This is a genomic window from Glutamicibacter sp. JC586, from assembly GCF_009805585.1.
GTDB lineage: Bacteria > Actinomycetota > Actinomycetes > Actinomycetales > Micrococcaceae > Glutamicibacter.
Genome location: NZ_VHIN01000005.1, coordinates 251,374 through 275,316, shown reverse-complemented (window position 1 = coordinate 275,316; position 23,943 = coordinate 251,374). Strand labels below are relative to the sequence as shown.

Here is a 23,943-nt window from a genome sequence, read left to right as displayed (position 1 = left end):
GACGGAAAGCATTAAGCTTTCCGTCCTTCTTCATTTACCAACAACTTTGTTCTGTTCGGTTAGCGGCTGATTCGGGCAGTCTGAACTTCTTGATAGTGTCCGAGAAGTTGCTCGCCAATATTGAACCATGAGCGCCCCTGAACACTTCTCAACGCTGCGCTAGCAAATGCTAAACGCTTAGCATCGTCATAGACGAGGTCACTGACACGACTTCGAAGCTCCGTGAGGTTTCCTGGTTGATAAAGCCAGCCGGTGCGCGAGGAATCCACCAGGTCAAGCGGACCTCCGCGGCCTACGGCCACGACCGGTACACCGCAAGCCATAGCTTCTTGAATGGTTTGGCAGAAGGTTTCGGAGGCTCCCGGATGCACAAAGACATCCATGGATGCCATGACTTCCGCTAGTCGATCTCCAGAGAGGAATCCCGTGAAATGCGCTTGAGGTAGTAACGCTCGTAGCTCGGCCTCTAACGGACCGGAGCCTACGATAACGAGCTTGGTGTCCTTGAGGTCCGCTAAAGCCCTCAGATCAGCCACCTGCTTCTCTGCGGCTAGGCGACCGACATAGCCGATAACAACCTCTCCATTAGGTGCTATGGCATCCCTGAAGTGCTCGCTACGGCGTTTAGGGGTGAATTGGAGTGTGTCGACTCCCCTGCCTGAGATCCTAAGTCTATCGATGCCAAGGTTCTTGAGCTGCTGGAAAGAAAAGGTACTGGGAACGAGGGTTACATCGGCAGCACTATGAATGGCATGGACATGATCCCAGAGTCGTTGGGTGAGCCATGGCATCTTGTATCGACTGGCGTAGTTGGGGACCTCTGTTTGATAGAGGGCTACGGTAGGCAAATTCAGCTCTTGAGCCGCGCGCAAACCTTGCCATCCTAGAATGAAGGGGCTGGCCAGGTGAACAACATCGACACGTTCGCGGGCAAGGATCTTTCGCAGTCGGCCAACACTAGTAGTCGCTAACCGAACTTCTGGGTAGCTTGCCAACGGCATTGAGGGGACCGTGTGGATTCGAAAGCCACGATAGTGGCTTGGAACCCCATGACCGGTAAGTTCGCCGGCGAGTGAGCCGGCAGGGGTGATGACCACGGCATCGTGTCCCGTAAGGGCCAGATGATCCAGGGTCTTCAGAATAGAGTTGGTGACCCCATTGAAGTGGGGCAGGAACGATTCAGCAACGATTGCAACCTTCACACATTCAGGATGGCGACCAAGGATGACATCAAGGTAAATAGGACTGGGGCAGTTCATTAACTTCTGTTGGTCATTGTTGGTTTTCGTTCATTGGTGGCAAGATATCGTAAGTGGAAAATGAAAAAACCGGCAATGGTGCCGGAGCAGCTCAGAGCGAAAAAATCGAGAGAGATTCGCGCATAGCTGTCTTGCTCTTTCCGGTACTGATCCTGCTCGGCGGGCTGTTCGGGATGCTACTCCCCCAGGTTTTTGTTGGTTTTGCTGGTTGGATCAATCCATTATTGATGATCATCATGTTCTGCATGGGTTTGACCTTGACCCTGCCGGACTTCGCCTTAGTCGTGAAAAATCCGTTACCAGTTCTTGGCGGTGTAGTTGCCCAATTTGTCGTGATGCCGACCATGGGCTGGTTGGTAGCCACGGTTCTCCAGCTAGATCCGGCACTGGCAGCTGGACTGATCTTAGTTGGGTGCGCGCCGGGCGGAACCGCTTCAAATGTCGTGTCCTACTTAGCACGAGGCAACGTAGCGCTATCTGTTGCGATGACTTCCGTATCGACCCTGATTGCCCCGGTGCTGACGCCCCTGTTGGCGTTGTGGCTAGCCGGCCAATATATGCCGGTGGACGCAGGATCTATGGCTCTAAGTGTTGTACAGATCGTTTTGATCCCAGTAGTTCTAGGTATAGCGCTGCGCATGATCTTCAACCGGTGGGTCACCGCAGTGAGTGGCATCCTGCCATGGGCTTCGGTTGTGGCGATCACCGTTGTCGTAACAATTATTGTGGCCGGTAGCGCGCAAGCGATCCTGTCTGCAGGTTTGTTGGTCCTGCTTGCGGTCATCTTGCATAACGGATTAGGACTTTTGCTGGGCTACGGCGCGGGTGTACTGATGCGCGTTCCGGCAGACGCTCGCCGAACCATGGCTATCGAAGTGGGGATGCAGAATTCAGGGCTTGCCGGTGGACTCGCGAAGCAGTATTTCACTCCGGAGGCAGCATTGCCAGCGGCTGCATTCTCTGTCTGGCATAATTTGTCCGGCGCAATGTTCGCTGCCTACTGGAGACGCAAAGACTCTATGAAACCAGTGGTCAGTAAGGAAAAATGATCATATTCCAAAGTGAGAATATTACTTCTTTATAAGAAAGACAGGTCCATGGTGGGCTTGGTTATTGCTGAAAACAGCAACAAAAGACGAAGGTGTTTTTAGTCAATGACGTCCTTGCTCGCAGCCCTTGGGATCCTCGGAATTTCTGCTTCCGGACCCATCATCGCCGCATTCCCAGGCGTCCCGGTACTCTCCATGGCTTTCTGGCGCAATGGCGCTGCAGCGGTTATCTTGAGCGTCCCCGCATTGCGAAAGAACCCACGTGTATATCTGAGAATGACTTCTCGCGAATGGATCTTCACAGGTATTGCAGGAATTTCTTTGGCGCTACATTTTGTGTGCTTCATGTACTCAATGAGATTGACCAGCGTGGCTGCCGGGACTGCCTTGGTGTGTATCCAAGGTGTTTGGATAGCTGTCTTTCAAGTGATGAGGAAAGTGCAGTATCGAACCCAGGTGTTCGTAGGAATGGCTATTGCTCTGGGCGGGGCGATTGTGATCACCGGGTTCGACATGAGCTTGGGCGGTCAAGCGTTGTTAGGAGACTTCCTGGCTCTAGCTGGCGGCATTCTCGCCGCAATCTATACCCTTGCAGGATCTGTAGCTCGTCAAACCATGAGCACCGCGACCTATGCCTCGAGCTGTTATGCCATCACCGCTCTGGCGCTTTTGGTTCTTTGCTTTTCGACGCGGATGCCCATCTGGGGATTTGATGCCCATGGATGGTTGGGCATTGTGTTGCTGACTCTCTGTGCTCAAATACTCGGTCACACCGCCATGAACCACCTACTCAACGTCTTAGGCGCGTTGACGGTGTCGATGTTGATCCTGCTCGAGATCCCAGGTGCCGCGCTTTTGGCTGCTCTATTGCTTGGACAAGTAGTTTCACCGGCGACCTACGTTGGACTGGCTGTCATACTCGCAGGGCTTGCCCTCGTAATACGAGGGCAAGCCCAACCAAAACGGACGAGTATCTAGTTTTTATTTGTCATCTTCGATGATCTCTCGAATTTCTTCCACACTGGCTTCTCGAGAATCTAGAGGCTCCTGCGGCGTAGCTACCCCTGGTTCGTTTTCCCATGGGTCTTCGATGGGCTTTGAGGCTTTCCACATGGCAACCAGAATGGCAACGACTCCGGCAATCAAGCCAACGGCTAGTACTTTTCCTACTTTGCTCTTCTTGCTCATGCATAGCTCCAGACTGAAAGTCGATCACGGTCTCCGACAGTCCAAGACTATGCAGATACGGCGGTGCAAGCCAGTGTTAGCCCGGATGCCATCAGAGATTGTTCTAAATTTTCACTCAACGCGTACGTCAGTTTTTAGCGGGTCACGCCCTGATCATGGAACAATGTAGACATGACCGCAAACGCAACTCATAAAGCCACGATTCACACTACTTTGGGCGATATTGTTGTCGATCTCTTCGGCAACCACGCACCTAAGACCGTAAAGAACTTCGTTGGCCTCTCAACCGGTGAGCAGGAGTGGGTACACCCAGAGTCCGGTGACAAGAAGACCAACACCCCGCTGTACAGCGGAACCATCTTCCACCGCATCATCTCTGACTTCATGATTCAGGGTGGCGACCCACTGGGCCAGGGCTTCGGCGGCCCAGGCTACCAGTTCGACGATGAGATCCACCCAGAACTGAACTTCAACGAGCCATACAAGCTGGCCATGGCTAACGCGGGTATCCGCATGGGCCGTGGAACCAACGGTTCGCAGTTCTTCATCACCACCGTTCCAACCACCTGGCTGCAGGGCAAGCACACCATCTTCGGTGAAGTTATTGATGCAGACTCCCGTAAGGTTGTCGACGCTCTGAACGCTGTAGCAACCGATGGCCGTGACAAGCCACTGGAGGACGTTGTTATCAACTCGGTCGATATCGAGACTCTGTAACACCGACTCCAAAAGCTCAGGCCCCGACGATCCACCTAGTGGCGTTGTCGGGGCCTGAAGTTTAAGCACTTCTACACAAGGCAGGTACTGATGTCCTACGGGCAGATCAACCCTCAGAGCCAAGTGGCTCCGACATGCTATCGTCATCCGGACACGGTTGCTTACGTTTCCTGCAACAGGTGCGGTCGCCCGGTATGTCCGCAATGTCAGGTATCAGCTCCGGTAGGTGTGCAGTGCGTGGAATGTGTGGCCGAAGCTAACCGACGAATTCCCCAGCAGAAGACGGAATTCGGGGGACGGCTGCGAGCCGGCGCACCGGTAGTCACCTACATTGTTATCGCACTGAACGTCTTTGTGTACCTGTTGCAGTGGATCATTCCGGGATTCACCAACTCGTTGGTTCTGGCCCCTGCGATCGCTGCCTATGAACCATGGCGTCTAATTACCAGCGCTTTTGCTCACTCAATGGGTTCATTCCTGCACTTGGCTATGAACATGTACGGAATCTATATTTTCGGTACATTGCTCGAACCTCGTCTAGGTCGGTTGCGATTTGCTTGGTTGTATCTGCTCAGCGCTATCGGCGGATCCCTCGGCATATTACTGCTCAGCGAGCCATTGAGCGCCACATTAGGTGCGTCCGGAGCGCTGGCTGGCCTCTTCCTGGCAACATTTGTTGTTTTCCGCTCTAACAAGCAAGCGTTACGTCAGATGGGCATCATTCTGGTACTGAACATCGTGCTTGGCTTTGTCGTTTCGGGGATCTCTTGGCAGGGACACCTAGGTGGTGCGATCACTGGCATCATCGCCTCGGCGAGCATTGTGATGATTCCTCGAAGTAATCCACAGCGTTCGCGAATACAGCTGGTCTTGTTGACTGCTTTATCGGTCATTCTCCTGACCGCTGTGTATCTAGCTATGCAGTCGGTCAAATACTCCGTAGGCTAGTTCGAAAACACGCACATTCGTTATCCACACAGATTATCCACACTGTTAATAACTTACAGCCATGTAACTTGTGAGGTTGTGGAGATATTAACAGGCGTGGATGCCCTTGAAACCAAGGATATTCCGGGGGAGTTAAGCAATACTCACAACCTTGTCCCCAGTTGTGGATAACTTTTAAACAACCCCTGTAGATAGCGCATATACGAACCGGCGGCTTGTTAATAACTTGAGGTTCGAAAGTTTAACCGATTAGCAGGATTGGCTGCAAATAGCACACATTGCACGACTATCCACAGCCTAAATCCACAGTGTTAATAACTTACAACCGTGTCATTTGATTCACCAATAGGCAATTTGACTAGTGCAAACAGTTTTATGCCAGTAGTATCATCGAACTTGTCCCCACTTGTGGATAAGTTTGTGAACAACTGTTGATGGGAGTTGTGCACACTGGGTGTGGATAACCCGGGGGTGCTGTGGATTACTTGGTGAAAATCGGCCAAATGAGCAACGTTGCGAATAGCAACATGAGGATCCCGATGGTGAAGTCGAGGACTTGCCAAGCTTTCGGCTTTGCGAATAGTGGCGCGAGTAGTCGGGCCGCATAGGCAAGCAAGAAAAACCAGATGAAGCTAGCAAGGATGGCGCCAAAGGCGAACCAGGGAGCGCCTTGGCCTTGAGCTACGGCCACCGATCCGAGTAATAGCACCGTGTCGATATAGACATGGGGATTGAGCCACGTCAAAGCCAGTGTTGTACCAATAATAGAAAGGGTCGTGACCGATCGGTTTGATACTGAAACTTTGAGCGCGTCAGGTTTGAGAGACCGGCGGAATGCGAATACAGCGTAGGTGGCAAGGAACAAGAAGCCACCCAGTCGAGCAATGGTTAGCAGCCAGGGCAGTCGCTCAACTAGAACGCCCATCCCGTTAACTCCCGCACCGATGAGAACAGCATCGGATAGTGCACAGACTGTAGCAGTGACGAAAACATGCTCTTTTCGAATTCCCTGACGGAGCACAAAGGCATTTTGTGCGCCGATGGCAACGATCAGCGACAACCCAGTTGTTAAGCCGAGGAGAAACGGTGCAGGAGTCATGAAGAAAACCGTATGAGAGTCTCTTACCTAAGTCGAACTTAACTTTCTCATTCTAGATTAGAGTTCCTAATGTGAATATCGACGTTGAACACCTCGAGACCCTCTTAGCTGTGATAGATACTGGAAGCTTTGACGATGCTTCTATTGACTTGGGCGTGACTGCCTCTGCCGTGAGTCAGCGCATCAAGGCCCTAGAAAATAGAATCGGTGCGATTCTGTTGATCAGAAGTCGACCGGTGATGCCAACAGAACAGGGATACAAGGTGCTGCGCTACGCGCGTCAAATGTCGCTACTTAGTGCCGAGTTCGCAAGAGAAATTTCAGATGAATCACCACTGTCGGTGGCTATCGGTGTGAACGCTGATTCTTTGTCCACCTGGTTTTCACCTGTATTTGAACAGTTGGCAGAGCTCGAGAACCTATCGGTTGAAATCCTGCGAACCGATGAACATAGGGGACTGGAACTGCTTCGCAGTGGACGAGTCAGCGCTGTGGTCACTACGACTTCTGAAGCGCTTCAAGGTTGCGTAAGCAAGAAGCTTGGTGCCATGCGATACCGCGCGGCGGCAGCGCCACGCATTGTTCAGCGTTACCTTGCGAAACCGAATCCACGAGCCTTGGCGAGAACACCGATGGTCGTTTTTGACCGCGAGGATCCATTGCAATACCGGATGCTCGAGCGCCTAGCCGGTTCGGGCCAACGGCCTGAAGCACAGGTCCATCATGTTCCTGACTCGCTGAAGTACGTGAGCGCCGTTAAAGCTGGAATGGGATGGGGGATGATTCCCGAACTGCAACTTGCGCAATCTGATCGGCTCGAGGTCCTACATGATCAATGGTTTACCGATGTTCCGTTGTACCTGCAGCGATGGGCCGTGGATTCGAAAATCTTGAGCACGATTGATGACATTTTGGTCACAGCCGCGCGTGCGCACGAATTGCATTTGATACCCTGAACGCGACGTAGGTAAACAAAGCCTACGCCCGGACGAGGGAGCCGTACCCGGAGATCGACAAGACGGCCAGTGAAGGATCCTGGCATGTATTGGTTAGTTCTAATTGTTTCCGGTGTTTTCGAAGCCGTCTGGGCCGTTGCCCTTGGCATGAGTGATGGCTTGTCGAAGTTAGTTCCCAGCATCATCTTTTTTGCTGGATTGGTAGTCTCGATGGCGGGACTTGCCTACGCCATGAAAGAGATCCCGGTAGGTACTGCCTATGCAATTTGGGTAGGTGTGGGTGCTTCCCTCGCGGTGATCTACTCCATGGTCACCGGACAGGAGGCATTCTCTGTGCTCAAAATGGTATTCATTCTTGGCTTGGTCGGTTGCGTCATTGGACTCAAAGCCGTCAGCCACTAAAGCACCTCGAGAGCTTTAACGAACTAACGTCGGTCCCTGTGGGGACCGACGTTAGTGCTATTTCCAGCCTGTTGTCATGAAGAATCCGACCATCGCGATGCCGAATCCAACAACAATGTTCCATCCACCGATGTTGGGGATTGGGAACATAGTCTGCGAAATGTAATACACAATGATCCACAGCAGACCAAGGAGCATTAGGCCAAACATGACAGGCTTGTACCAACCTGGCATAGGCGCGTCAATGGAGTGGGCTCGCTGGCGCTCAGTGGCATCCTGCGTTTTGTTCTTGCGTCGTGGTTTTGACTCCGGCACTCGAATGCTCCCTCGGCTTCATCTGCTTCATGTAGTAAAGGTGGGAGACGAAAGGTCTTCCCGGTAGGCTTGGGCACAAGGATGCTCAGAACTGCTTGTTGCATTCCTACGTAGCTTCCATACTAGCCGTAACACCTGAGAACTATCGGGTTTTGGCCTGCGATGCTCCAAGTAGATTGACACATTCTTAAGTACAAGTTTCTGAAGGAGTCGCAGAGCCGTGAATCGAGATCTCACAGCACGGGGGCGTCGGGCAAGGCATCGTCCTCGCTCCGCGGGAAATGTCATTCTCGGATTTCTTGGTGAACTGTTCATTACCTTGGGGATCTTGCTCATGCTGTATGTCGCATGGGAACTGTGGTGGACCAACATCGATTCCGCCAATGCTCAGAAGGAAGCTACTCAAGGACTTGTTCAAGAACTGGGTGACGTGGTTATTCCAAATGAACCGGGAGATTCTTCGCAGGGAGATTCTGAGCAGGAAAAAGAAGAACCCAAAGATTACGGACCAGCACCGGTCACCAAGATTACCCCTGGCAGTACTTTTGGGATCATGTACTTCCCGCGCTTTGGCAACGGAGGATCCCATCACCCGGTGACCTCGGGTGTGGATGATCACGTCATCGATAATCTCGGCATTGGCCATTACCCAACAACTCAGCAGCCTGGGGAATTGGGGAACTTTGCGGTGGCTGCTCACCGTCAAACACACGGTCAGGTTTTCTGGGACATCGACAAGTTGCAAAAGGGCGACAAGATCTATCTGCAGACCGCAGAAGGATATTACACCTACACCTGGTATGCCACTGAAGTTGTCGCTCCTTCTAACGGTGATGTCTTACTACCCACCCCACATCAGTGGGGAGTGAAGCCGACCAAAACGATCTTGACGATGACTACATGCCACCCGAAATATACGACCCAACAGCGAATGATTGCCTACTCGGAGCTTACTGATTGGCAACCACCTGATGCCGGTCCGCCAAAGGAAATCCGCGACATGGTTATCGACGCAACGAGTTAGGAGGAAACAATGTATGCCTGGATTTTTCGGAACCTACCCGGTCCCTTGTGGCTTCGCATTATTGAAGCATTAATTGTCATCGCTGCCATCGTGCTATTACTGATGGTGTACGTTTTTCCGTGGCTGAATCAGTACATCAGCCCCTTCACCGATTCTACGATTGGCCAGAGTACCTCGTGAGCAGCACCAAGATCTTAGTGATCGATAACTACGACAGTTTTGTCTACACCCTCGTGGGCTACCTGCAGGAGCTCGGCGCACAGACAACTGTGTACCGCAATGACGACCTCAGCGCGCAAGAAGCGATCGAGCTAGCCGCTGACTATGATGGCGTCTTAATCTCTCCAGGCCCTGGCGATCCAGCGGGCGCCGGCGTGAGTATCGAACTGATCAAGTGGTGCGGTGTGCAGAACAAGCCCATGATGGGTGTCTGCCTTGGGCATCAGGCGTTAGCCGAAGCCTACGGTGGAACGGTAACCCATGCCGAGGAACTGATGCACGGCAAGACTTCGCTGGTGCATCATGAAAACCACCCGGTCTTCAAAAATGTGGCCAACCCATTTACGGCTACCCGTTATCATTCGTTGGCGGCCGTGCGTGAGAGCATCCCAGAAGAGTTGGAAATCATTGCTGAGACTGCTGGGGGAGTCATCATGGCCCTGGCGCACCGCGATGCACCGCTATGGGGTCTGCAGTACCACCCAGAGTCGGTGCTAACCGAACAGGGCTACCAAATGCTGGGTAACTGGCTGGAATTTGTAGGACTTCAGGGAGCGGCACAGAAGGCCGCTACCCTGAGTCCATTGTTCAGTGGCGAATAGTCGCTAAGAACTAATTATCGTTGCCCTCGTCAGGATTTTCTGGTGAGGGCAACGGTTTACCCTGTCTAGGCCCACCGTCGGATGAATCCGATTCATCAGCTGAATTCTCATTGTCCTCAGATTCAGACGGTGACTCAGAAGCTGATTCCGATGGGGAGCTGCTTTCTGATGGGCTAGGAGTCTCAGATTCAGACGGGGTCGGCTCCGCTGGAGCTTCCGCTAGAACCACGGAAACCGTGCCACCCTGATCAATGGTTCCGGAATCATCGGGGCTCTGCTCAACAATCTGACCAGGTTCAACCTCATCGGTGATCTTTGGATCGGCGCTCGAGTCGATTGACATCTTCTCCAGGCCCTGATCTTTCAGTTCCTGATTAGCCTCATCAAGGGTTTTGCCAATCAAGTCCGGAACCTGAACCTGTCCCGTGGAGAGAATCAGGTCAACCTCGGAACCGGCTTTAACCTTGGAACCCAATTCTGGGCTGGTGCCAATAATGCGGTCCGTTTCAACAGTCGCCGAGTCCTCGCGGGTAATCTTGCCTACCACCAGTCCGGCTTCGCGCAGCGCGTCTCGCGCGGTGGCTTCAGACTGATTGGCAAGATTCTCTGGGATCGTGCGCTGTTCTGAGCCTTCGGAAAGATACAGGGTGATCGTGGATTCCTTGGCTACTTCTGAACCAGATGTTGGATCGGTACGAGTGGCCTTGCCCTCATCCACATCCTCATCGAATTCACGCTCTACCTTGACGTTAAACGTGGCATCACGCAACAGGCTGCTGGCATCATCCTCGGACATATTCTTGACGTCGGGAACCGCCACCGGAGCACGTTTCTCTTGCTCGGCCTGAATCGAACGAATGATTAGGAAACTAGCTACTGCCACCGCGATGACAGCGATCAGCGACAGTAAAACAATGAGGGTGCGATTGGACTTGTGCCGGGTAGTTTCTACCGGTTCATGCTCGGTAGGGAACACCGGATGCTCAGGGGTCAGCTCAGCTGCCTGGGCAGCGAAACCTACCTCGGTGTCATCATGGGTACCGTAAATCGGCAAAGTATACGGGGCCGCGACGTCCTGATCTTCACGGAATTCAATTCCATTCAGTGCGTCTTCGAGAGCAGTGGCAAATTCATCGGCGCTCTGGAAACGCTCATCACGATCTTTGGACAGTACCTTGGCGACGATTGGATCATAGATTGGGTCTAGATCCTGGTTTACGTCGCTGGGGGCCATCGCAATTTCGCCCACATGCTGGTAGGCGACCGAGACAGGGGAGTCCCCGGTAAATGGTGGCCGCCCGGTCATTAGCTCATAAAACAGGCAACCAGCCGAGTAAATATCGGAACGGAAGTCTACCTGTTCACCACGAGCTTGCTCCGGGGAGAAATACTGTGCGGTGCCCACTACGGCAGCGGTTTGCGTCATGGTCGCGGAGTTATCGGTTGCCCGGGCGATGCCAAAGTCCATGAGTTTGACGTGCCCAGCGTCGCTGACCATCACATTGGCCGGCTTAACGTCGCGGTGCACCACGTTATTAGCGTGCGAATGTCCCAAGGCATCAGCGACGCCACGGGTAATGCGAACCGCGAACTCGGGTTCAATCTCGCCTTCGGAGATGACCTGTTTCAAGGTCTTGCCGTTGACATATTCCATCACCATGAACGGCAGGCGTTCGTGATGCTGCTCCGTAGCCGGAAGCTCGCCGGTGTCATAAACGGCGACAATATTAGGGTGGCTGAGCGCCGCCACGGCTTTGGCCTCACGCCGGAAACGGTTAACAACCATCGGGTTGCTAGCGGTATCAGGGCGCAAAACTTTCACGGCCACCTTGCGGGAGAGCACGTGGTCCGTGGCGAGGTAAACATCCGCCATGCCACCACGACCAATGAGCGATTCGATCTCGTATCGTTCATTGATCATGCGTGGCAAACCTGGCGGCAACGCGTCGACTTCACTCATGGTGCGTCGCTTTGAGCCGATTCACTCGGTGTTGCCGACGTGGCTGGAGTTTCAGAGGCAGTTTCAGACGGGGTCGGGGTGGCCGACGGCGTTTCTTCAGGACCACTGGAAACCGTGAGGGAAACGGTGGTGCCTGGCTTTGCCTGGCTACCAGCAGTCACACTCTGGCTAAGTACGGTACCGGCTACGGAGGAATCGCTTTGTTCTGCACCCTTGGATACCGCAAGACCGGCGTCTTGAATCTGCTTCTGGGCAGCTTCGTAGCTCATGCCAACCACCGAAGGTACTTCAACGGTTTCCGGAGCCATGGCGTAGTTGACCGTGATGGTCTTTCCCTTTTCCACGTTGCCCGTTGGGCTCAGCGAAATAACCTTGCCAGGGTCAGCGTCGGACGTTTCCTTAGCTACGGCGTTGACCTGTAGCCCCAAGCCCTCAAGCTGAGCGGTGACCGTGTCAATATCCTGTCCTACCAAGGAAGAGGACACCTGAACGTACTCAGGGCTTTCGCTTTCGCTGGCTGATTCGCTCTCGCTAGGAGATTGGGAATCATCAGTAGGCGCGGTAGTTTCCTCAGATGGTTCCGTAGTCTCTTCAGACGGGGACGAAGATTCCGATGGGTCGGTGGACTCTTCGGTGCTCTGGCTCGAGGAGGCTGCCGGTGGAGTATCACCCTTGTTGCCGGTCAGGGCAGGGACCAGCCATGCAGCGAGTGCGATCAGCACAGCAAGAACGATAATCACGATCAGCGGAATCAGCCAAGGGCTGCGCTTGGATTCGCGCTGCTCGGGATCTTGCGCGTCGGCGTCTTCATCATCAAAACCGCTGGCGCCCTGAGGTGCTGCGGCAGTGAATCCACTTTCGGTGCGCGTCGGTTCAACCACGGTAGGCATCGAATTGGTCATAGTTGGCGCCGAATCCATGCGATCCATCGCCCGGGTAGCATCGGCGTCCAAGTTCAATGCTTGGGTGGCATCCTCGGAAATACCGGTGGCGAGCATACCCGGCACAGCCATGGTGGCGGTGTTGGTGTCGCCGGCACGTAATGCGTCGGCGGCCTTGGCCAAAGCGGTCGCGTTTTTTGGGCGGTCCGAAGGGTTCTTGGCCAGCATCGACATGATCAGCTGGCGCACCGGAGCTGGGATGGTGTCCGGCAACGCTGGGGGAGCGTCGTTGACCTGGGCCAGTGCGATGGCGATCTGCGATTCGCCGGTGAACGGACGACGTCCTGCCAAGCACTCGTATCCGATGACGCCCAAGGCGTAGATATCGGAGCTTCCGGTAGCGTTCTGTCCGGTAGCCTGTTCCGGAGCCAAGTACTGGGCGGTGCCCATCACCTGACCGGTGGCGGTCAGCGGCACCTGGTCGGCCAGGCGCGCAATACCAAAGTCGGTAATTTTTACGACGCCAGAAGGCATGACCAAGATGTTGCCCGGCTTTACGTCACGGTGCACCAGACCGTGCTCGTGAGCCGCTGCAAGGGCCCGAGCGGTCTGCGCAATGAGTGAGAGGGTGCGGTCTACCTCGAGCTTGCGTTCGCGCTCAATGATGGTGGACAGCGGCGGGCCAGGAACAAGTTCCATGACCAGATACGCGGAGCCTTGCTCTTCGCCGTAGTCAAAGACGCCGGCGATGCCCGGGTGATTCAGCAGGGCAGTGTGGCGGGCCTCGACGCGGAATCGCGTCAGGAAGCTTTCATTGTCGGTGTATTCCTCTTTGAGGATCTTGATCGCCACAAGGCGTCCAAGTACTTGATCGCGAGCTTTCCACACTTCGCCCATGCCACCGATCGCAATGCGGTCGGTGAGCTTGTAACGACCGCCCAAGGTGGTGCCGGTTATTGGCCTCACTTGTTGAACACCGCCTTTAACATCTTCTTCATGATGGCACCGGTCGTGTTGTGACCAGTGTCGTAATCTACGTCTTGCAAGGTGACCGTGATGGCGACCTGGGGATCATCTGCTGGAGCGAAACCGGTCATCCACGAGTTCACGTAGGAGACACCGCCTTCTTGATACAGCTGGGCAGTACCGGTCTTGGCTCGGAAGTCCACACCTGGAACTGCTGCGTTCATCGCGGTACCGCGGGTGACTGGGCCTTCCATAAGCTCCTTGAGGTCTGATGCGACCTCCTTGGAGGTAGCGGTGGAGAACTTCTCAGGCTTTGGTTCTTCGATCACGCGAAGATCCGGCGCAATTACCTTGTCGATCATGTTTGGCTTCATGATCACCCCGTCATTGGCAATGGCCATGGCGGCCATGTTCATCTGCAACGCAGTGACCTTGTTGCTGCCCTGACCGATAGCCATACGAGCCAACTCGGCTTCGTCGGCTCCGTCGGAGGGGAACTGGCTAGGGGTGACTCGCTGTGGGATGTTCAGCTGCTGGCCGAAGCCAAAGCGTTCTGCAACATCGCCAAAGGCCTTAGCGCCCACGGTCTTGCTGATTCCGTAGAACGGAGTGTTGCAACTCTGCGCGAAAATGAAGGCCAACTTGGCGCGAGGCTCGCGGGCACAGACACCTTCACCGAAGTTGTTCATCGACCTCGTTGAATTCTTATACCGCACAGAGGACGGGTTATCGATGGTGGTGTCCAGGTCGTACTTTCCGGACTCCAGTGCTGCGACAGTACTCAAGATCTTGAACGAGGAACCTGGGAAATTTAGGTCGCTAATCGCAGGATTTAGATAAGGGCTCAGTCCGTCAATCTTGCTGACCTTTTTCAGGTTCTCAGCGGCCTTGGACGTGGAGTGCACTGCCAAGAGATTGGTGTCGTAGGTTGGCTTAGAAACCATAGCAAGGATGTCGCCGGTCTTTGGATCGGTAACAATAACCGTGGCCTTCACGCCGTCAGGAATGGCGTTGAAAGCGGTCTTCTGCAGATCGCCATCGATGGTGAGCTCAACTGAGGCACCCTCAGTCTTCTTGCCAGTGAACATGGCCAGCAACCGGTCGTAGAGCAGATCTGAGCTCTTTCCGGTCAGCCAGTCGTTGAGTGAAGACTCCAGCTGGGTGGTGCCGTTTGCTAGCGAGTAGTAGCCAGTGAGGTGCGCATACATCTCAGCGTTGGTGTACTCGCGCTGGTATTCAAACTGACCGTCGTCGGTAGGTACCGACTCGGCAATGGGCTTACCATCAACCAAGATGGCACCACGGGGAAGGTCAAACTCACGGTAGAGCTGGCGCTTGTTCAGCGCGTTGTCGGTAAGTTTGTCAGCGTCGAAGAACTGGATGTAGCTCAGCCCGCCGAGACAGATGACAAAGAGCATGGTCAGTGCAATCCATACTCGCTTGATAGCCTGATTCACTTGCTCTTCACCACCTTGGTGCTCGTAGTTTGAGGTTTTCTGGGCGTTGCAATTTCATCGGTGGGTCCTGAGACGCCTATGGCTGGGCGCCGTGAATTGTGGGAAATCAAGAGCAGCAGCGCGATGATGATCCAGTTCGCCAGCAAGGACGAACCACCAGCAGCCATAAATGGCGTGGCCAAACCGGTCAGCGGAATCAATCGAGTGACACCACCGATGATGACTACGGCCTGCAGGCCCAAGGTGCAGGACAGGCCGGCAGCCAAAAGCTTGCCGAACGTGTCTCGCGAACCCAAGGCAGCGCGTAGTCCGCGGGAAACCAACAGCATGTACAGCAGCACGATGGCAGTAACGCCAATCAGACCGATTTCTTCACCGAAGGAAGCGATAATCATGTCCGAATTAGCCAGCGGTACGCGGTACGGGGAGCCAGCACCAAGGCCGGTGCCAAATAGTCCACCGTCGGCCATGCCGAACAGGCCTTCCACGATCTGCATACTGCCACCCTTGGCTTGGTAGATGGCTGGGTCAAAAGCGTTCAGCCATACATCAAGTCGTCGGGTCACGTGGCTCATGGTCGAGCCGGCGACCAGACCACCGATCACCACCATTAACAGACCGATCAACACCCAAGAGATACGGGCGGTGGCCACGTAGACCATGACGATAAACAGGCCGAAGAACAGAATTGCGGAACCGAGGTCGCGCTGGACAACCAGTACGCCGATGGAAAGCAACCACGCGACGAGCATTGGTGCCATATCGCGCAGTCGTGGAAGCTGCAGCGGGCCGAACTTGTGACCGGCCATCAGGATCAAGTCGCGGTTTGAGGACAAATATCCAGCGAAGAAGATCGAGAGCGTAATTTTTGCCAGTTCGCCTGGCTGCAGGGAGAAGCTACCTACTCGGATCCAGATTCGTGCACCGTTGATGGTGACACCAAAGTGTGGAATCAATGGCAAGAGCAACAACACAATGGATAACAGCAGGGCAATGTAAGTGAATCGGCGCAGTACGCGATGGTCCTTGACGGCCCACAGAACGGCCGCCGCAATCACGATGGCAATAGCCGTCCACAACAGTTGTCGCGCTGACTGCGAGGTTCCTTTTGCCAAGTCAATGCGGTGAATCATGGCTAGGCCAAGGGAGTTCAGCGCGATGGTAATTGGAAGTATTACCGGATCGGCATATTTGGCGAAGATGCGTAGCAAAACATGAACTACCAAAGCCAAGGCGGCCATGATGCTCATTTGTACATAGAAGTCGGTGTTATCGACGCCCTCGGTAGTGCTACCCACCAAGAAGAATGCTGCAGCTCCAACGCCCAAGGCGAGGACCAACAGGACTAGCTCAAGATTGCGCCGTGGTACCGGGGCGGTCTGCACTTCGTTCATTGCATGATCTCCAGACAGTAGGCGGGCAATTGGGCTTGGTTATTCGATGTGTCGGTGCCGCTCGGGGCTTGAACCGGACAGTTTTGCTTCGCGGTGACCAATAGTTCTTGAATGATCATTTGAGCATGCTCGCGGTTATCAGCCGAGATCGTGGCCTCAACTCGCTGGCGCGAATACTCCGGTAGCGACTCAATAGGCACTTGAGAGACCGTATCAACTTCAGAGAGCGAAATCGGTCCGAGCTCCTGCGGGACACCCTTGTAAATGGCCACCTTGTTATCCACGGTGCCTACAAAGTATTGGGTCTGCGTCCACATGTAACCCCACACTGCCAGGGCCACGACGAGGAAGGCTGCAAGCGTCAAGAGAATTGGCATCATCCAGCGACGGTGAGCAATCGGACTCTCTAGCGGATCTAGGATCTGACCCGCTGCAGGTGAGCGGTGGGTCAGCAGCGCCGCTGCGCGACGTTCACCGGTGTACTGAGTTACCACAGGGATCTGACCGGTTTGTGTGGCCAGCTGGGCAGCACCCACCAGTAGGTGAGGGCGCTGGGAAATCTCGTGGCGCAGTATCGAAGCGCTCGCTTCAACATCGCCTTCAGCAGCGATAGAAAGCTGAGCGGTATCCGGTGCCGGCTCAAAAACGGCAGGCTCACTGTCCTGACGATCTGCAGCTTCGATGACCTCAAACATCACTACCGTGACATTATCCGGGGCACCGTTTTTTAGTGTGACGGCGACCAGATCATTCACGGCTTCATCCATGTCGGCGGTATTGCGAATGATCTCTTCGATCACCGGCAATGGCACGGCATCGGTCAGACCATCAGAACAGAGCATCCAGCGTTCACCGGGCTCTGCCTCGATTTGCTGAACATCAAGTTCTGGGGACGCGTCGGAGTCGCCGAGAACGCGCAAAAGCACATTCTTGTGAGGGTGGACTTCTGCCTCGGCTGGTTTGATGCGACCTTCATCAACGAGTCGTTGCACAAAGGTGTGGTCACGACTGATTTGCTCAAAAGTGCCGTTTTTCAGACGGTAAGCCCTCGAGTCACCGATATGGGCCATTTGCAGAGTGCTGCCCGACAACAGGAGTGAGGTCACAGTGGTGCCCATGCCCGAAAGCTTTGGGTTGGAACCCACAAGTTCATTCAAAACCAGATTAGCGGCCTGAATTTCATCGGGTAGGGCGTTCTGTGGATCGTCAATATCTGGATGATCTAGGTGAACAAGATCCAAGACGGTTGATGCCGAGGCGACGTCGCCACCAACGTGGCCACCCATGCCATCGGCGAGTACTGCAAGGTATTCACCGACGTAGGCGGAGTCATCGTTTTTCTTACGAATCCGTCCAACATCAGACTTTGCTGCAAATTTGAGTTTGAGGCCCATAGGCTAGGCCTTCAATTCCAAGACAGTCTTTCCAATGCGGATCCGCTGTCCTAGTTCTACTGCTTGGGCGCGGGAAAGCTGAGTTTCACCGACAAAAGTTCCATTGGTGGAACCAAGATCTTCAATAAACCAACGTGATCCCTGGGGGAACAGGCGTGCGTGACGTCCTGAAGCGTAATCATCGTCCAGAACCACCGTGGCATCTTGGGCACGGCCGAACATGATCGGTTGGCCGTTGAGCGGAATGCTGTTTCCGGCCAAAGGACCTTCAACGATGGCCAATGTGGTGGCAGCTTTGCGTGCTGGAGCTTCAGGCTCGGCTAGCTCTGGGTGTTTCTTGAGCTGACGGGCGCTGGGCTTGCCGGTACGGTCTCGTTTTCCAACGGCCAAATCACGGCGCATCGATCCAACAACACTCAAAACGAGTAGCCAGATGAGGACAAGAAAACCTATTCGGAACAGGCTGAGAACCAGATCGTTCACGCGCGACCTCCATTATTCGAGGTAATGAGCCGGAAGACGATTTTTGTCTGGCCGATAGTAATGATCGATCCGTCAAAAATACGAGTTTCGGCTGAAATCTTCTTGCCGTCCACGTAGGTTCCGTTGGTTGAACCTAGGTCGGTGACGACAAAGCTAGTTTTGCCACGAGTTTCTACGCGAATGTGCTGGCGTGAAACACCGGTGTCATCAACAGGGATGTCGGTGCTAGCGGAACGTCCCAACACGATGGAGTGGTGGTTTAGTGCGTAACGCTGGCCGGCAACTTCGAGGATCGCCTGCTTCTGCGTAGGAACCTTAGGGATTTCTTCAATGGGGCGCACGGTTGGGCGTGACTGCCCGTTGGAATTTGAAGAAGGTGAAGATGGCTTACCAATCGGCATCTTCACCGGAGCTGAAGCAACGACGTTGGAGCTTGATTCCTTAACGGAACCGGTGATGTCCATTTCTCCAAGTTTAAAATCATCCTTGGAAACAAAGTGGATCATGATGTCGCCATGCACGGTGTAGTCCTGAGCGGTGGCGTGTTCGGCGGTGACCTTAGCCATCTCGTTAACAACGGCCCGTCCCCAGGTTTTTGCAGTGGCGAAGTCTTTACTGCTCAACGTCACGACGAAGTCGTTCGGAGCGAGGCTGCGCCCTTCACTGATGGGAAGGATTCCGCGGTCCATTTCGTTGCGCAACGCACTGGTCAGCTCGACTGGCTTCAGGTCTGCGGTGCTGGTTCCACGAAAGAAGCTTGTGACGACCTTCTCTAAGCCGCGTTCGACATTGTCGAGAAAGCCCATTATTCGTGCTCCTTCCTTGATGGTCCATTGCTTATCTAAGTGTCTCGCATTCAAGGCAAAAAGCAGTGAACACAGAACTTCATAATCGATCTTACTGTTTTCAGCTGTGGAAATGCCGAAAAATACGTGAGTGATAGGAGTATGCCCTGCTTAATGACGCAGTAGTCAGAGGGTGGACTCTGTGTCTCTGGCCACAGGAATGGGCTTCGATTAGGTGAACCGAAAATGTGTGTGTAAGCTATTTCTTGTTGCAAAAGCACGTGGCAACAAAAATTACATATGCGCGAGTGGCGGAATTGGTAGACGCGCTGGCTTCAGGTGCCAGTGATCGCAAGGTCGTGGGGGTTCAAGTCCCCCCTCGCGCACAAATGGAAATAACCTCTGATAATGAATGAAAGTTCATGTCAGAGGTTATTTTCGTTTTCACCCAGAGTGGCTTGTTTGGTTGCGGTCCAGCTTCGTGGACTCTTGTACTTTCGGCGATCTTCGACTGGGCAACATGAAGTCTCAACGTACTTAAGCGACGCGGCACGCGGATCACATGCCAAGCGGTACGTGCCAATCGTAGCTACCGTCTGAATTCACACAGGTGCACAAGATTAATCATCGTGGCGGCGGTACCGTCAGGGCGTGTTGAATTCAAACTTCGAGACGTGACCTCTTTACCCGTCTGCACTAGACTTCCTCTGAGAATTCGAAAGGCAGGACATTATGGCGGCGTCTAAAGAACCATTTGAAGTGCAGGGAAGAATTGACTTCATTAATGAGCATCGAATCCTGCGTCTGGACCAAGAGTCGAGCGATTTTCTCTCCAGTCGTGGTCAGGTTGCGGTGGATCTACTCGGAGACTTCGAAGGCCACACCATTGTGATCGACCCCGATGGCCGACGCGGTCATTGGATCGACCTGGAGGCTGAACAAGCGCCGGAGATTAACGCTGAGCAAGGCGCAATCATCACCCTAGCGATGCAACCAAGCGCTCAGTGGCCTGAAACTTCGGTGCCAGATGATCTGGCACAAGCCCTGGATCAGGCCAGCGATTTGGACTCGACTTGGACTAGCCTGACTCCCATGGCTCGCTGGGAGTGGGTCCGTTGGGTAGGTTCCACCAAGAATTTGGATACTCGTCAGCGACGAGTCGAGGTGAGTATTTCTAAATTGCGGGACGGTAAGCGTCGACCATGCTGTTTTGATCTCTCGTCGTGCACCACACCGGAACTGGCCAAAAGTGGCAAGCTCATCGAGTAGTAAGTGGTTGGCCTAGTCTTGGTCTGCCAACTGAGTTGACCCGCGCACGATCAGGGAACTTGGAAGCATGCTTTGCAGCGATTTAAGGTTTTCACCCTGGATTAGCTCGAGCAACTTCAACGCGGCCAGTCGACCGCCTTCCTGCGCGTTGAGTTGAACGGAAGTGATCGCCGGATTGGAAGTCGCCGAGTACGGAAGATCATCAAAACCGGCAACCGCAAGTTGCTGCGGTATGCGGATCCCCAGCTGTCGGGCGGCGTGCAGGACACCAAAAGCGTGATTGTCGGTGGCGCAACCCAGCGCAGTGACGCCGGCCTGCGTCCAGGATTTCCAGTGCTCACTGAAAGTTTCAGAAGCTGCGGTGACATCAATCGTCGAGCTAGCGACCGAGGTCGGTAACACTTCGATGCCGTACTCTTTTGCTGCGGCCAAAAACGCTTCGCGGCGCACCGCGAGGGTGTCGGTGCCGGTACTGGCATCTAGATAAGCGGCCTTGCGGTGTCCCAGAGCGGCAAAATGCGCCACAACATCTCGGGCGCCTTGGGCAACATCCATGTTGACCGCAGGGAACTTCTCGCTGATTCCCGGGGCGTCGAGAGCCACCATGGGCAGGTTTCCAGAAATCTCGTCGAGGAATTCTTGGCTCGGCGCGTGAACCAGTAGCCCCGCGGGGCGCAGACCCATAATCTTTCGGGTTTCGCTGGCGCTAGGGGAGACTCCTGCGTCCGTTACCGAGAGCATCAGCTGGTAGTCATTGGCGAGCACCGAACGAACGCCGGCGATCACCTTGGCAAAGAACGGGTTGGAAATATCCGGGGCCACCATGATGATCAGCGAGCTGACACCTTTGGCCAGCGAGCTGCCGATGCTGTCGACAAAGTAACCGAGCTCTCGGATGGATTCGAGCACGCGCTGTTCGTTGGTTGCTGAGACGCGTCCGGCGGATTTTCCGTTGGCGACCAGGGAGACCGTCGCGGTGGAAACCCCAGCGTGCGCTGCCACCATCGCCGCGGTAACTCGTCGGGGTTCGCGGGAGCTGCCGGTCTTTTCGCCATAGGTCATGGATCTATCGTAGTCGTTGCGTTCCCCAGAGAGTTCTACAGTTAAGCGCTTGACGTTCAAGAGTCAACACGAAAGAATTAGCCAGACGGCTCTTGCATAGCTTAAGAACCGACATCAATCATTCCCGCACCACACACAGTAACTGGCTCACTGCCGATAGATATGAGGATGACACCATGGCCCAGGATAGCGTTACGCCCCGAAAAATCATTCTGGACTGCGACCCGGGACATGATGACGCGGTAGCGATGATTCTGGCCCACGGCAGCGAAGCCATTGACCTGTTGGCAGTGACCACGGTGGCCGGAAACCAGACCCTTGATAAGGTCACCGCCAACGCACTGGCCGTGGGAACCATCGCGGGCATCACCGGCATCCCTTTTGCCGCCGGGTGCGCCCGTCCGCTAGTGCGCGAGGTGGAAACCGCAGCCGATGTGCACGGTGATTCGGGCATGGATGGGCCAGCGCAGCCAGAATCCACCATCGAACTCGATCCGCGTCACGGCGTGGATGTCATCATCGATCTGGTCATGAGCCACGAGCCCGGTGAAATCACCCTGGTGCCTACCGGCGCGCTAACCAACATTGCCCTAGCCGTGCGCAAGGAACCACGCATTGTTCAGCGCGTTCGCGAGGTGGTGCTTATGGGCGGTGGCTATCACACCGGTAATTGGAGTGCTGTCGCAGAATTTAACATCAAGGTGGACCCCGAAGCTGCCCACATTGTCTTTAACGAGAAGTGGCCGGTAGTTATGGTCGGGTTGGATCTGACCCATCAGGCACTGGCAACTGCCGAGGTAGTGCAGCGCATCGAAAACATTGGTACCGGCCCGGCGAAGTTCGTACGTGAACTGATGGACTTCTTTGCTCAGGCCTACCGCGATCACCAAGGCTTCGACGCTCCACCGGTGCATGACCCTTGCGCTGTCGCCTACGTGATTGACCCGCAGATTGTCCGCACCGTCAAAGCGCCGGTTAACGTGGAACTGCGCGGAGATCTGACCCTGGGCATGACCGTCACCGACTTCCGTGCCCCTGCCGATGAAAACTGCAATACTTCGGTAGCTGTGGACCTAGACCACGACGGATTCTGGAATTTGGTCACCGACGCATTGGAGCGCATCGGCGAGGTCACACCGGGAAAGTAGAAGAACTTCTGATCAATGTGGGGCAGATCAATGCCAATTAGGCTCAGACCTGCATAAACTGGTGTCACACGAAGATCAGGAGGCGTAATGGCAGGAAAAACACCACACCAGAACGTGACGTTCCCATCCTCGGGTGCGCAAGCACACGGTTACCTCGCGGTCCCCGAATCGGGCAAAGGTCCAGGGGTCATTGTCATTCAGGAATGGTGGGGACTGACCGACCACATTCGTGACGTGGCAGACCGACTAGCGGCCCTCGGCTTTGTCGCTTTGGCACCGGACCTATATGGCGGATCCATCACCCACGACGGGGAAGAAGCCGGGCAAATGATGTCCGAACTCCCCGAAGAAAAGGGTGCGCAGCTACTCTCGGGAGCTGTGGACTACCTGCTATCTAACGAACATGTGACCAGCCAGAAGCTCGGCGTGATCGGGTTCTGCATGGGTGGCGGCTTTGCTCTGCAGCTGGCTGCCCAGCAGGGAGAAAAAATCGCCGCCGCGGTTCCGTTCTACGGAGTCGGACAGGGTGTGCCAAATGATTTCTCTGGAATCCGCGCCGATGTTCAGGGTCACTACGCAAACTTTGACCAGATGTATCCACCTGAGCAGGCTCGTGCTCAGGAAGAGCAAATCCGTCAGCAATCCGGCGCGAACGTGAAGTACTACTTCTACGACGCCGGCCACGCCTTCCATAATGACGAAAATACCGCCGGAAATTACGACCCTGAGCAGGCAGTTATCGCTTGGGAACGCGCCGTCGGCTTTTTGCAGGATAAAGTGGCCTCAAGGCCTTAAAGTGTTATCAATCACTTAATAGCATCACTCACAACATAAGGAGCACAATATGTCAGAAACCATCATCGTAGGTGTCGACGGTTCGGAAACCGCACAGCGCGCAGCACGTCGTGCTGCTGAACTGGCACTGAAGATCGACGCTGAACTGGTGGTCATCACCGCTCACGCATCGGATAACACCGAAGTTGTTTCCATCGGTTCCGATACCTGGATCCTGGACGACGCAGAGCAGGCACGCAAGCTCGCGCAGCGCGTAGCTAACGACGTGAAGAACGCTGTTCCAGGCGTGAAGATCTCCGCCGCTGCCGGTCACGGCAAGCCAGGCGACGTGCTGATCTCCGACGCGGAAGACCGCAAGGCTTCGATGATCGTTGTAGGTAACGTAGGCATGAAGGGCCTGGGTCGCGTGCTCGGTTCCGTAGCTTCCTCGGTGGCTCACTCGGCACCATGTGACGTACTGGTCGTCAAGACCGATAAGTAAGCCCACAGCTGGCCTACTGACAGGCGGGTACCGATTTTTGAACTGCTCCCCGAAAGTTGGACTGAAAAAGTCAACAACTTTTGGGGAGCA

Annotated in this window: 24 protein-coding genes, 1 tRNA gene and 1 riboswitch; of the genes, 13 read left to right on the top strand and 12 right to left on the bottom strand. The window is 54.6% G+C overall.

Annotation, left to right across the window (positions count from 1 at the left end):
* Positions 1 to 59 precede the first annotated feature (59 nt).
* Entirely contained in the window at positions 60 to 1,202 is a 1,143-nt protein-coding gene (locus FJV47_RS04815) for a glycosyltransferase family 1 protein (protein ID WP_235026342.1), read from the bottom strand.
* Positions 1,203 to 1,312: 110 nt separating this feature from the next.
* Between FJV47_RS04815 and FJV47_RS04810 the strand changes: the two genes are divergently transcribed.
* Together FJV47_RS04810 and FJV47_RS04805 are read left to right on the top strand one after the other, a co-directional pair.
* The gene (locus tag FJV47_RS04810) at positions 1,313 to 2,308 is read left to right on the top strand and encodes a bile acid:sodium symporter family protein (RefSeq protein ID WP_159610563.1); all 996 of its coding nucleotides are present in this window, start codon (positions 1,313 to 1,315) and stop codon (positions 2,306 to 2,308) included.
* A 105-nt stretch (positions 2,309 to 2,413) separates the two neighbouring features.
* Positions 2,414 to 3,286: a DMT family transporter gene (locus tag FJV47_RS04805; RefSeq protein WP_159610561.1), complete on the top strand. Its 873-nt coding sequence runs from the start codon at positions 2,414 to 2,416 to the stop codon at positions 3,284 to 3,286.
* Between the two features lie 3 nt (positions 3,287 to 3,289).
* Here the strand turns inward: FJV47_RS04805 and FJV47_RS04800 are convergent, their stop codons facing one another.
* Entirely contained in the window at positions 3,290 to 3,496 is a 207-nt protein-coding gene (locus FJV47_RS04800) for a hypothetical protein (protein ID WP_159610559.1), read from the bottom strand.
* Positions 3,497 to 3,667: 171 nt separating this feature from the next.
* Here FJV47_RS04800 and FJV47_RS04795 point away from each other — a divergent pair, with 171 nt between their 5' ends.
* Both FJV47_RS04795 and FJV47_RS04790 read left to right on the top strand, forming a co-directional pair.
* Positions 3,668 to 4,213 (top strand): peptidylprolyl isomerase, encoded by a 546-nt coding sequence (locus FJV47_RS04795; RefSeq protein WP_159610557.1) that lies wholly within the window; start codon positions 3,668 to 3,670, stop codon positions 4,211 to 4,213.
* A gap of 237 nt (positions 4,214 to 4,450) precedes the next feature.
* Positions 4,451 to 5,161: a rhomboid family intramembrane serine protease gene (locus FJV47_RS04790; RefSeq protein ID WP_235026341.1), complete on the top strand. Its 711-nt coding sequence runs from the start codon at positions 4,451 to 4,453 to the stop codon at positions 5,159 to 5,161.
* 481 nt (positions 5,162 to 5,642) lie between these two features.
* Here the strand turns inward: FJV47_RS04790 and FJV47_RS04785 are convergent, their stop codons facing one another.
* Positions 5,643 to 6,260 (bottom strand): LysE/ArgO family amino acid transporter, encoded by a 618-nt coding sequence (locus FJV47_RS04785; RefSeq protein WP_159610553.1) that lies wholly within the window; start codon positions 6,258 to 6,260, stop codon positions 5,643 to 5,645.
* Positions 6,261 to 6,331: 71 nt separating this feature from the next.
* Here FJV47_RS04785 and FJV47_RS04780 point away from each other — a divergent pair, with 71 nt between their 5' ends.
* Positions 6,332 to 7,216, top strand: a complete 885-nt coding sequence (locus FJV47_RS04780; RefSeq protein ID WP_159610551.1) for an ArgP/LysG family DNA-binding transcriptional regulator — start codon at positions 6,332 to 6,334, stop codon at positions 7,214 to 7,216.
* A 2-nt stretch (positions 7,217 to 7,218) separates the two neighbouring features.
* Positions 7,219 to 7,287, top strand: a riboswitch (guanidine-III (ykkC-III) riboswitch).
* Positions 7,288 to 7,300: 13 nt separating this feature from the next.
* Positions 7,301 to 7,618: a multidrug efflux SMR transporter gene (locus FJV47_RS04775; RefSeq protein ID WP_159610549.1), complete on the top strand. Its 318-nt coding sequence runs from the start codon at positions 7,301 to 7,303 to the stop codon at positions 7,616 to 7,618.
* A 57-nt stretch (positions 7,619 to 7,675) separates the two neighbouring features.
* On the opposite strand, the gene FJV47_RS04770 is transcribed toward FJV47_RS04775, so the two are convergent.
* A complete protein-coding gene (locus FJV47_RS04770; protein WP_159610547.1) occupies positions 7,676 to 7,933 on the bottom strand; it encodes a cell division protein CrgA in 258 nt (85 codons plus the stop codon).
* Positions 7,934 to 8,153: 220 nt separating this feature from the next.
* Between FJV47_RS04770 and FJV47_RS04765 the strand changes: the two genes are divergently transcribed.
* Together FJV47_RS04765 and FJV47_RS04760 are read left to right on the top strand one after the other, a co-directional pair.
* On the top strand, positions 8,154 to 8,957 hold the full coding sequence (locus FJV47_RS04765) for a class E sortase (protein ID WP_159610545.1): 804 nt from the start codon (positions 8,154 to 8,156) through the stop codon (positions 8,955 to 8,957).
* Positions 8,958 to 9,133: 176 nt separating this feature from the next.
* Positions 9,134 to 9,778, top strand: coding sequence for an aminodeoxychorismate/anthranilate synthase component II (locus FJV47_RS04760; RefSeq protein ID WP_159610543.1), 645 nt, complete (start codon positions 9,134 to 9,136; stop codon positions 9,776 to 9,778).
* A gap of 10 nt (positions 9,779 to 9,788) precedes the next feature.
* Here FJV47_RS04760 and pknB (FJV47_RS04755) read toward each other — a convergent pair whose 3' ends face one another.
* From pknB (FJV47_RS04755) to FJV47_RS04725, 7 genes are read right to left on the bottom strand one after another with little or no spacing between them, the layout of a single operon-like run.
* Positions 9,789 to 11,738 (bottom strand): Stk1 family PASTA domain-containing Ser/Thr kinase, encoded by a 1,950-nt coding sequence (pknB, locus tag FJV47_RS04755; RefSeq protein WP_159610541.1) that lies wholly within the window; start codon positions 11,736 to 11,738, stop codon positions 9,789 to 9,791.
* Positions 11,735 to 13,585, bottom strand: a complete 1,851-nt coding sequence (gene pknB, locus FJV47_RS04750) for a Stk1 family PASTA domain-containing Ser/Thr kinase (RefSeq protein ID WP_159610539.1) — start codon at positions 13,583 to 13,585, stop codon at positions 11,735 to 11,737. The genes pknB (FJV47_RS04755) and pknB (FJV47_RS04750) overlap by 4 nt, the downstream gene beginning before the upstream one ends.
* Positions 13,582 to 15,042 (bottom strand): penicillin-binding protein 2, encoded by a 1,461-nt coding sequence (locus FJV47_RS04745; protein WP_159610537.1) that lies wholly within the window; start codon positions 15,040 to 15,042, stop codon positions 13,582 to 13,584. Before FJV47_RS04745 ends, pknB (FJV47_RS04750) begins: the two co-directional genes overlap by 4 nt.
* Positions 15,039 to 16,436 (bottom strand): FtsW/RodA/SpoVE family cell cycle protein, encoded by a 1,398-nt coding sequence (locus tag FJV47_RS04740; RefSeq protein WP_159610535.1) that lies wholly within the window; start codon positions 16,434 to 16,436, stop codon positions 15,039 to 15,041. The genes FJV47_RS04745 and FJV47_RS04740 overlap by 4 nt, the downstream gene beginning before the upstream one ends.
* Complete coding sequence (locus FJV47_RS04735; protein ID WP_159610533.1) at positions 16,433 to 17,830, bottom strand: PP2C family serine/threonine-protein phosphatase; 1,398 nt, start codon at positions 17,828 to 17,830, stop codon at positions 16,433 to 16,435. Before FJV47_RS04735 ends, FJV47_RS04740 begins: the two co-directional genes overlap by 4 nt.
* A 3-nt stretch (positions 17,831 to 17,833) precedes the next feature.
* On the bottom strand, positions 17,834 to 18,313 hold the full coding sequence (locus FJV47_RS04730; protein WP_159610531.1) for an FHA domain-containing protein: 480 nt from the start codon (positions 18,311 to 18,313) through the stop codon (positions 17,834 to 17,836).
* On the bottom strand, positions 18,310 to 19,119 hold the full coding sequence (locus FJV47_RS04725; RefSeq protein WP_159610529.1) for a DUF3662 and FHA domain-containing protein: 810 nt from the start codon (positions 19,117 to 19,119) through the stop codon (positions 18,310 to 18,312). Before FJV47_RS04725 ends, FJV47_RS04730 begins: the two co-directional genes overlap by 4 nt.
* Positions 19,120 to 19,400: 281 nt before the next feature.
* Between FJV47_RS04725 and FJV47_RS04720 the strand changes: the two genes are divergently transcribed.
* A tRNA-Leu gene (locus FJV47_RS04720) sits at positions 19,401 to 19,484 on the top strand.
* Between the two features lie 346 nt (positions 19,485 to 19,830).
* Positions 19,831 to 20,367 (top strand): YdeI/OmpD-associated family protein, encoded by a 537-nt coding sequence (locus FJV47_RS04715; RefSeq protein ID WP_159610527.1) that lies wholly within the window; start codon positions 19,831 to 19,833, stop codon positions 20,365 to 20,367.
* 12 nt (positions 20,368 to 20,379) lie between these two features.
* Here FJV47_RS04715 and FJV47_RS04710 read toward each other — a convergent pair whose 3' ends face one another.
* A complete protein-coding gene (locus tag FJV47_RS04710) occupies positions 20,380 to 21,429 on the bottom strand; it encodes a LacI family DNA-binding transcriptional regulator (protein ID WP_159610525.1) in 1,050 nt (349 codons plus the stop codon).
* Positions 21,430 to 21,605: 176 nt separating this feature from the next.
* Between FJV47_RS04710 and FJV47_RS04705 the strand changes: the two genes are divergently transcribed.
* The 3 genes from FJV47_RS04705 to FJV47_RS04695 all read left to right on the top strand — a co-directional run bounded on the left by FJV47_RS04705 (position 21,606) and on the right by FJV47_RS04695 (position 23,853).
* Positions 21,606 to 22,577: a nucleoside hydrolase gene (locus tag FJV47_RS04705; protein ID WP_159610523.1), complete on the top strand. Its 972-nt coding sequence runs from the start codon at positions 21,606 to 21,608 to the stop codon at positions 22,575 to 22,577.
* 87 nt (positions 22,578 to 22,664) lie between these two features.
* Entirely contained in the window at positions 22,665 to 23,372 is a 708-nt protein-coding gene (locus FJV47_RS04700) for a dienelactone hydrolase family protein (RefSeq protein WP_159610521.1), read from the top strand.
* A 49-nt stretch (positions 23,373 to 23,421) separates the two neighbouring features.
* Positions 23,422 to 23,853, top strand: coding sequence for a universal stress protein (locus FJV47_RS04695; RefSeq protein WP_159610519.1), 432 nt, complete (start codon positions 23,422 to 23,424; stop codon positions 23,851 to 23,853).
* Positions 23,854 to 23,943: the final 90 nt, after the last annotated feature.

Excerpts from the sequence above, each read along its gene's own strand:
- FJV47_RS04805 (WP_159610561.1), top strand. The coding sequence starts at position 2,414 with ATGACGTCCTTGCTCGCAGCCCTTGGGATCCTCGGAATTTCTGCTTCC.
- FJV47_RS04800 (WP_159610559.1), bottom strand. The coding sequence starts at position 3,496 with ATGAGCAAGAAGAGCAAAGTAGGAAAAGTACTAGCCGTTGGCTTGATT.
- FJV47_RS04795 (WP_159610557.1), top strand. The coding sequence starts at position 3,668 with ATGACCGCAAACGCAACTCATAAAGCCACGATTCACACTACTTTGGGC.
- FJV47_RS04785 (WP_159610553.1), bottom strand. The coding sequence starts at position 6,260 with ATGACTCCTGCACCGTTTCTCCTCGGCTTAACAACTGGGTTGTCGCTG.
- FJV47_RS04775 (WP_159610549.1), top strand. The coding sequence starts at position 7,301 with ATGTATTGGTTAGTTCTAATTGTTTCCGGTGTTTTCGAAGCCGTCTGG.
- pknB (WP_159610541.1), bottom strand. The coding sequence starts at position 11,738 with ATGAGTGAAGTCGACGCGTTGCCGCCAGGTTTGCCACGCATGATCAAT.
- FJV47_RS04740 (WP_159610535.1), bottom strand. The coding sequence starts at position 16,436 with ATGAACGAAGTGCAGACCGCCCCGGTACCACGGCGCAATCTTGAGCTA.
- FJV47_RS04735 (WP_159610533.1), bottom strand. The coding sequence starts at position 17,830 with ATGGGCCTCAAACTCAAATTTGCAGCAAAGTCTGATGTTGGACGGATT.
- FJV47_RS04725 (WP_159610529.1), bottom strand. The coding sequence starts at position 19,119 with ATGGGCTTTCTCGACAATGTCGAACGCGGCTTAGAGAAGGTCGTCACA.
- FJV47_RS04715 (WP_159610527.1), top strand. The coding sequence starts at position 19,831 with ATGGCGGCGTCTAAAGAACCATTTGAAGTGCAGGGAAGAATTGACTTC.
- FJV47_RS04710 (WP_159610525.1), bottom strand. The coding sequence starts at position 21,429 with ATGACCTATGGCGAAAAGACCGGCAGCTCCCGCGAACCCCGACGAGTT.
- FJV47_RS04705 (WP_159610523.1), top strand. The coding sequence starts at position 21,606 with ATGGCCCAGGATAGCGTTACGCCCCGAAAAATCATTCTGGACTGCGAC.
- FJV47_RS04700 (WP_159610521.1), top strand. The coding sequence starts at position 22,665 with ATGGCAGGAAAAACACCACACCAGAACGTGACGTTCCCATCCTCGGGT.
- FJV47_RS04695 (WP_159610519.1), top strand. The coding sequence starts at position 23,422 with ATGTCAGAAACCATCATCGTAGGTGTCGACGGTTCGGAAACCGCACAG.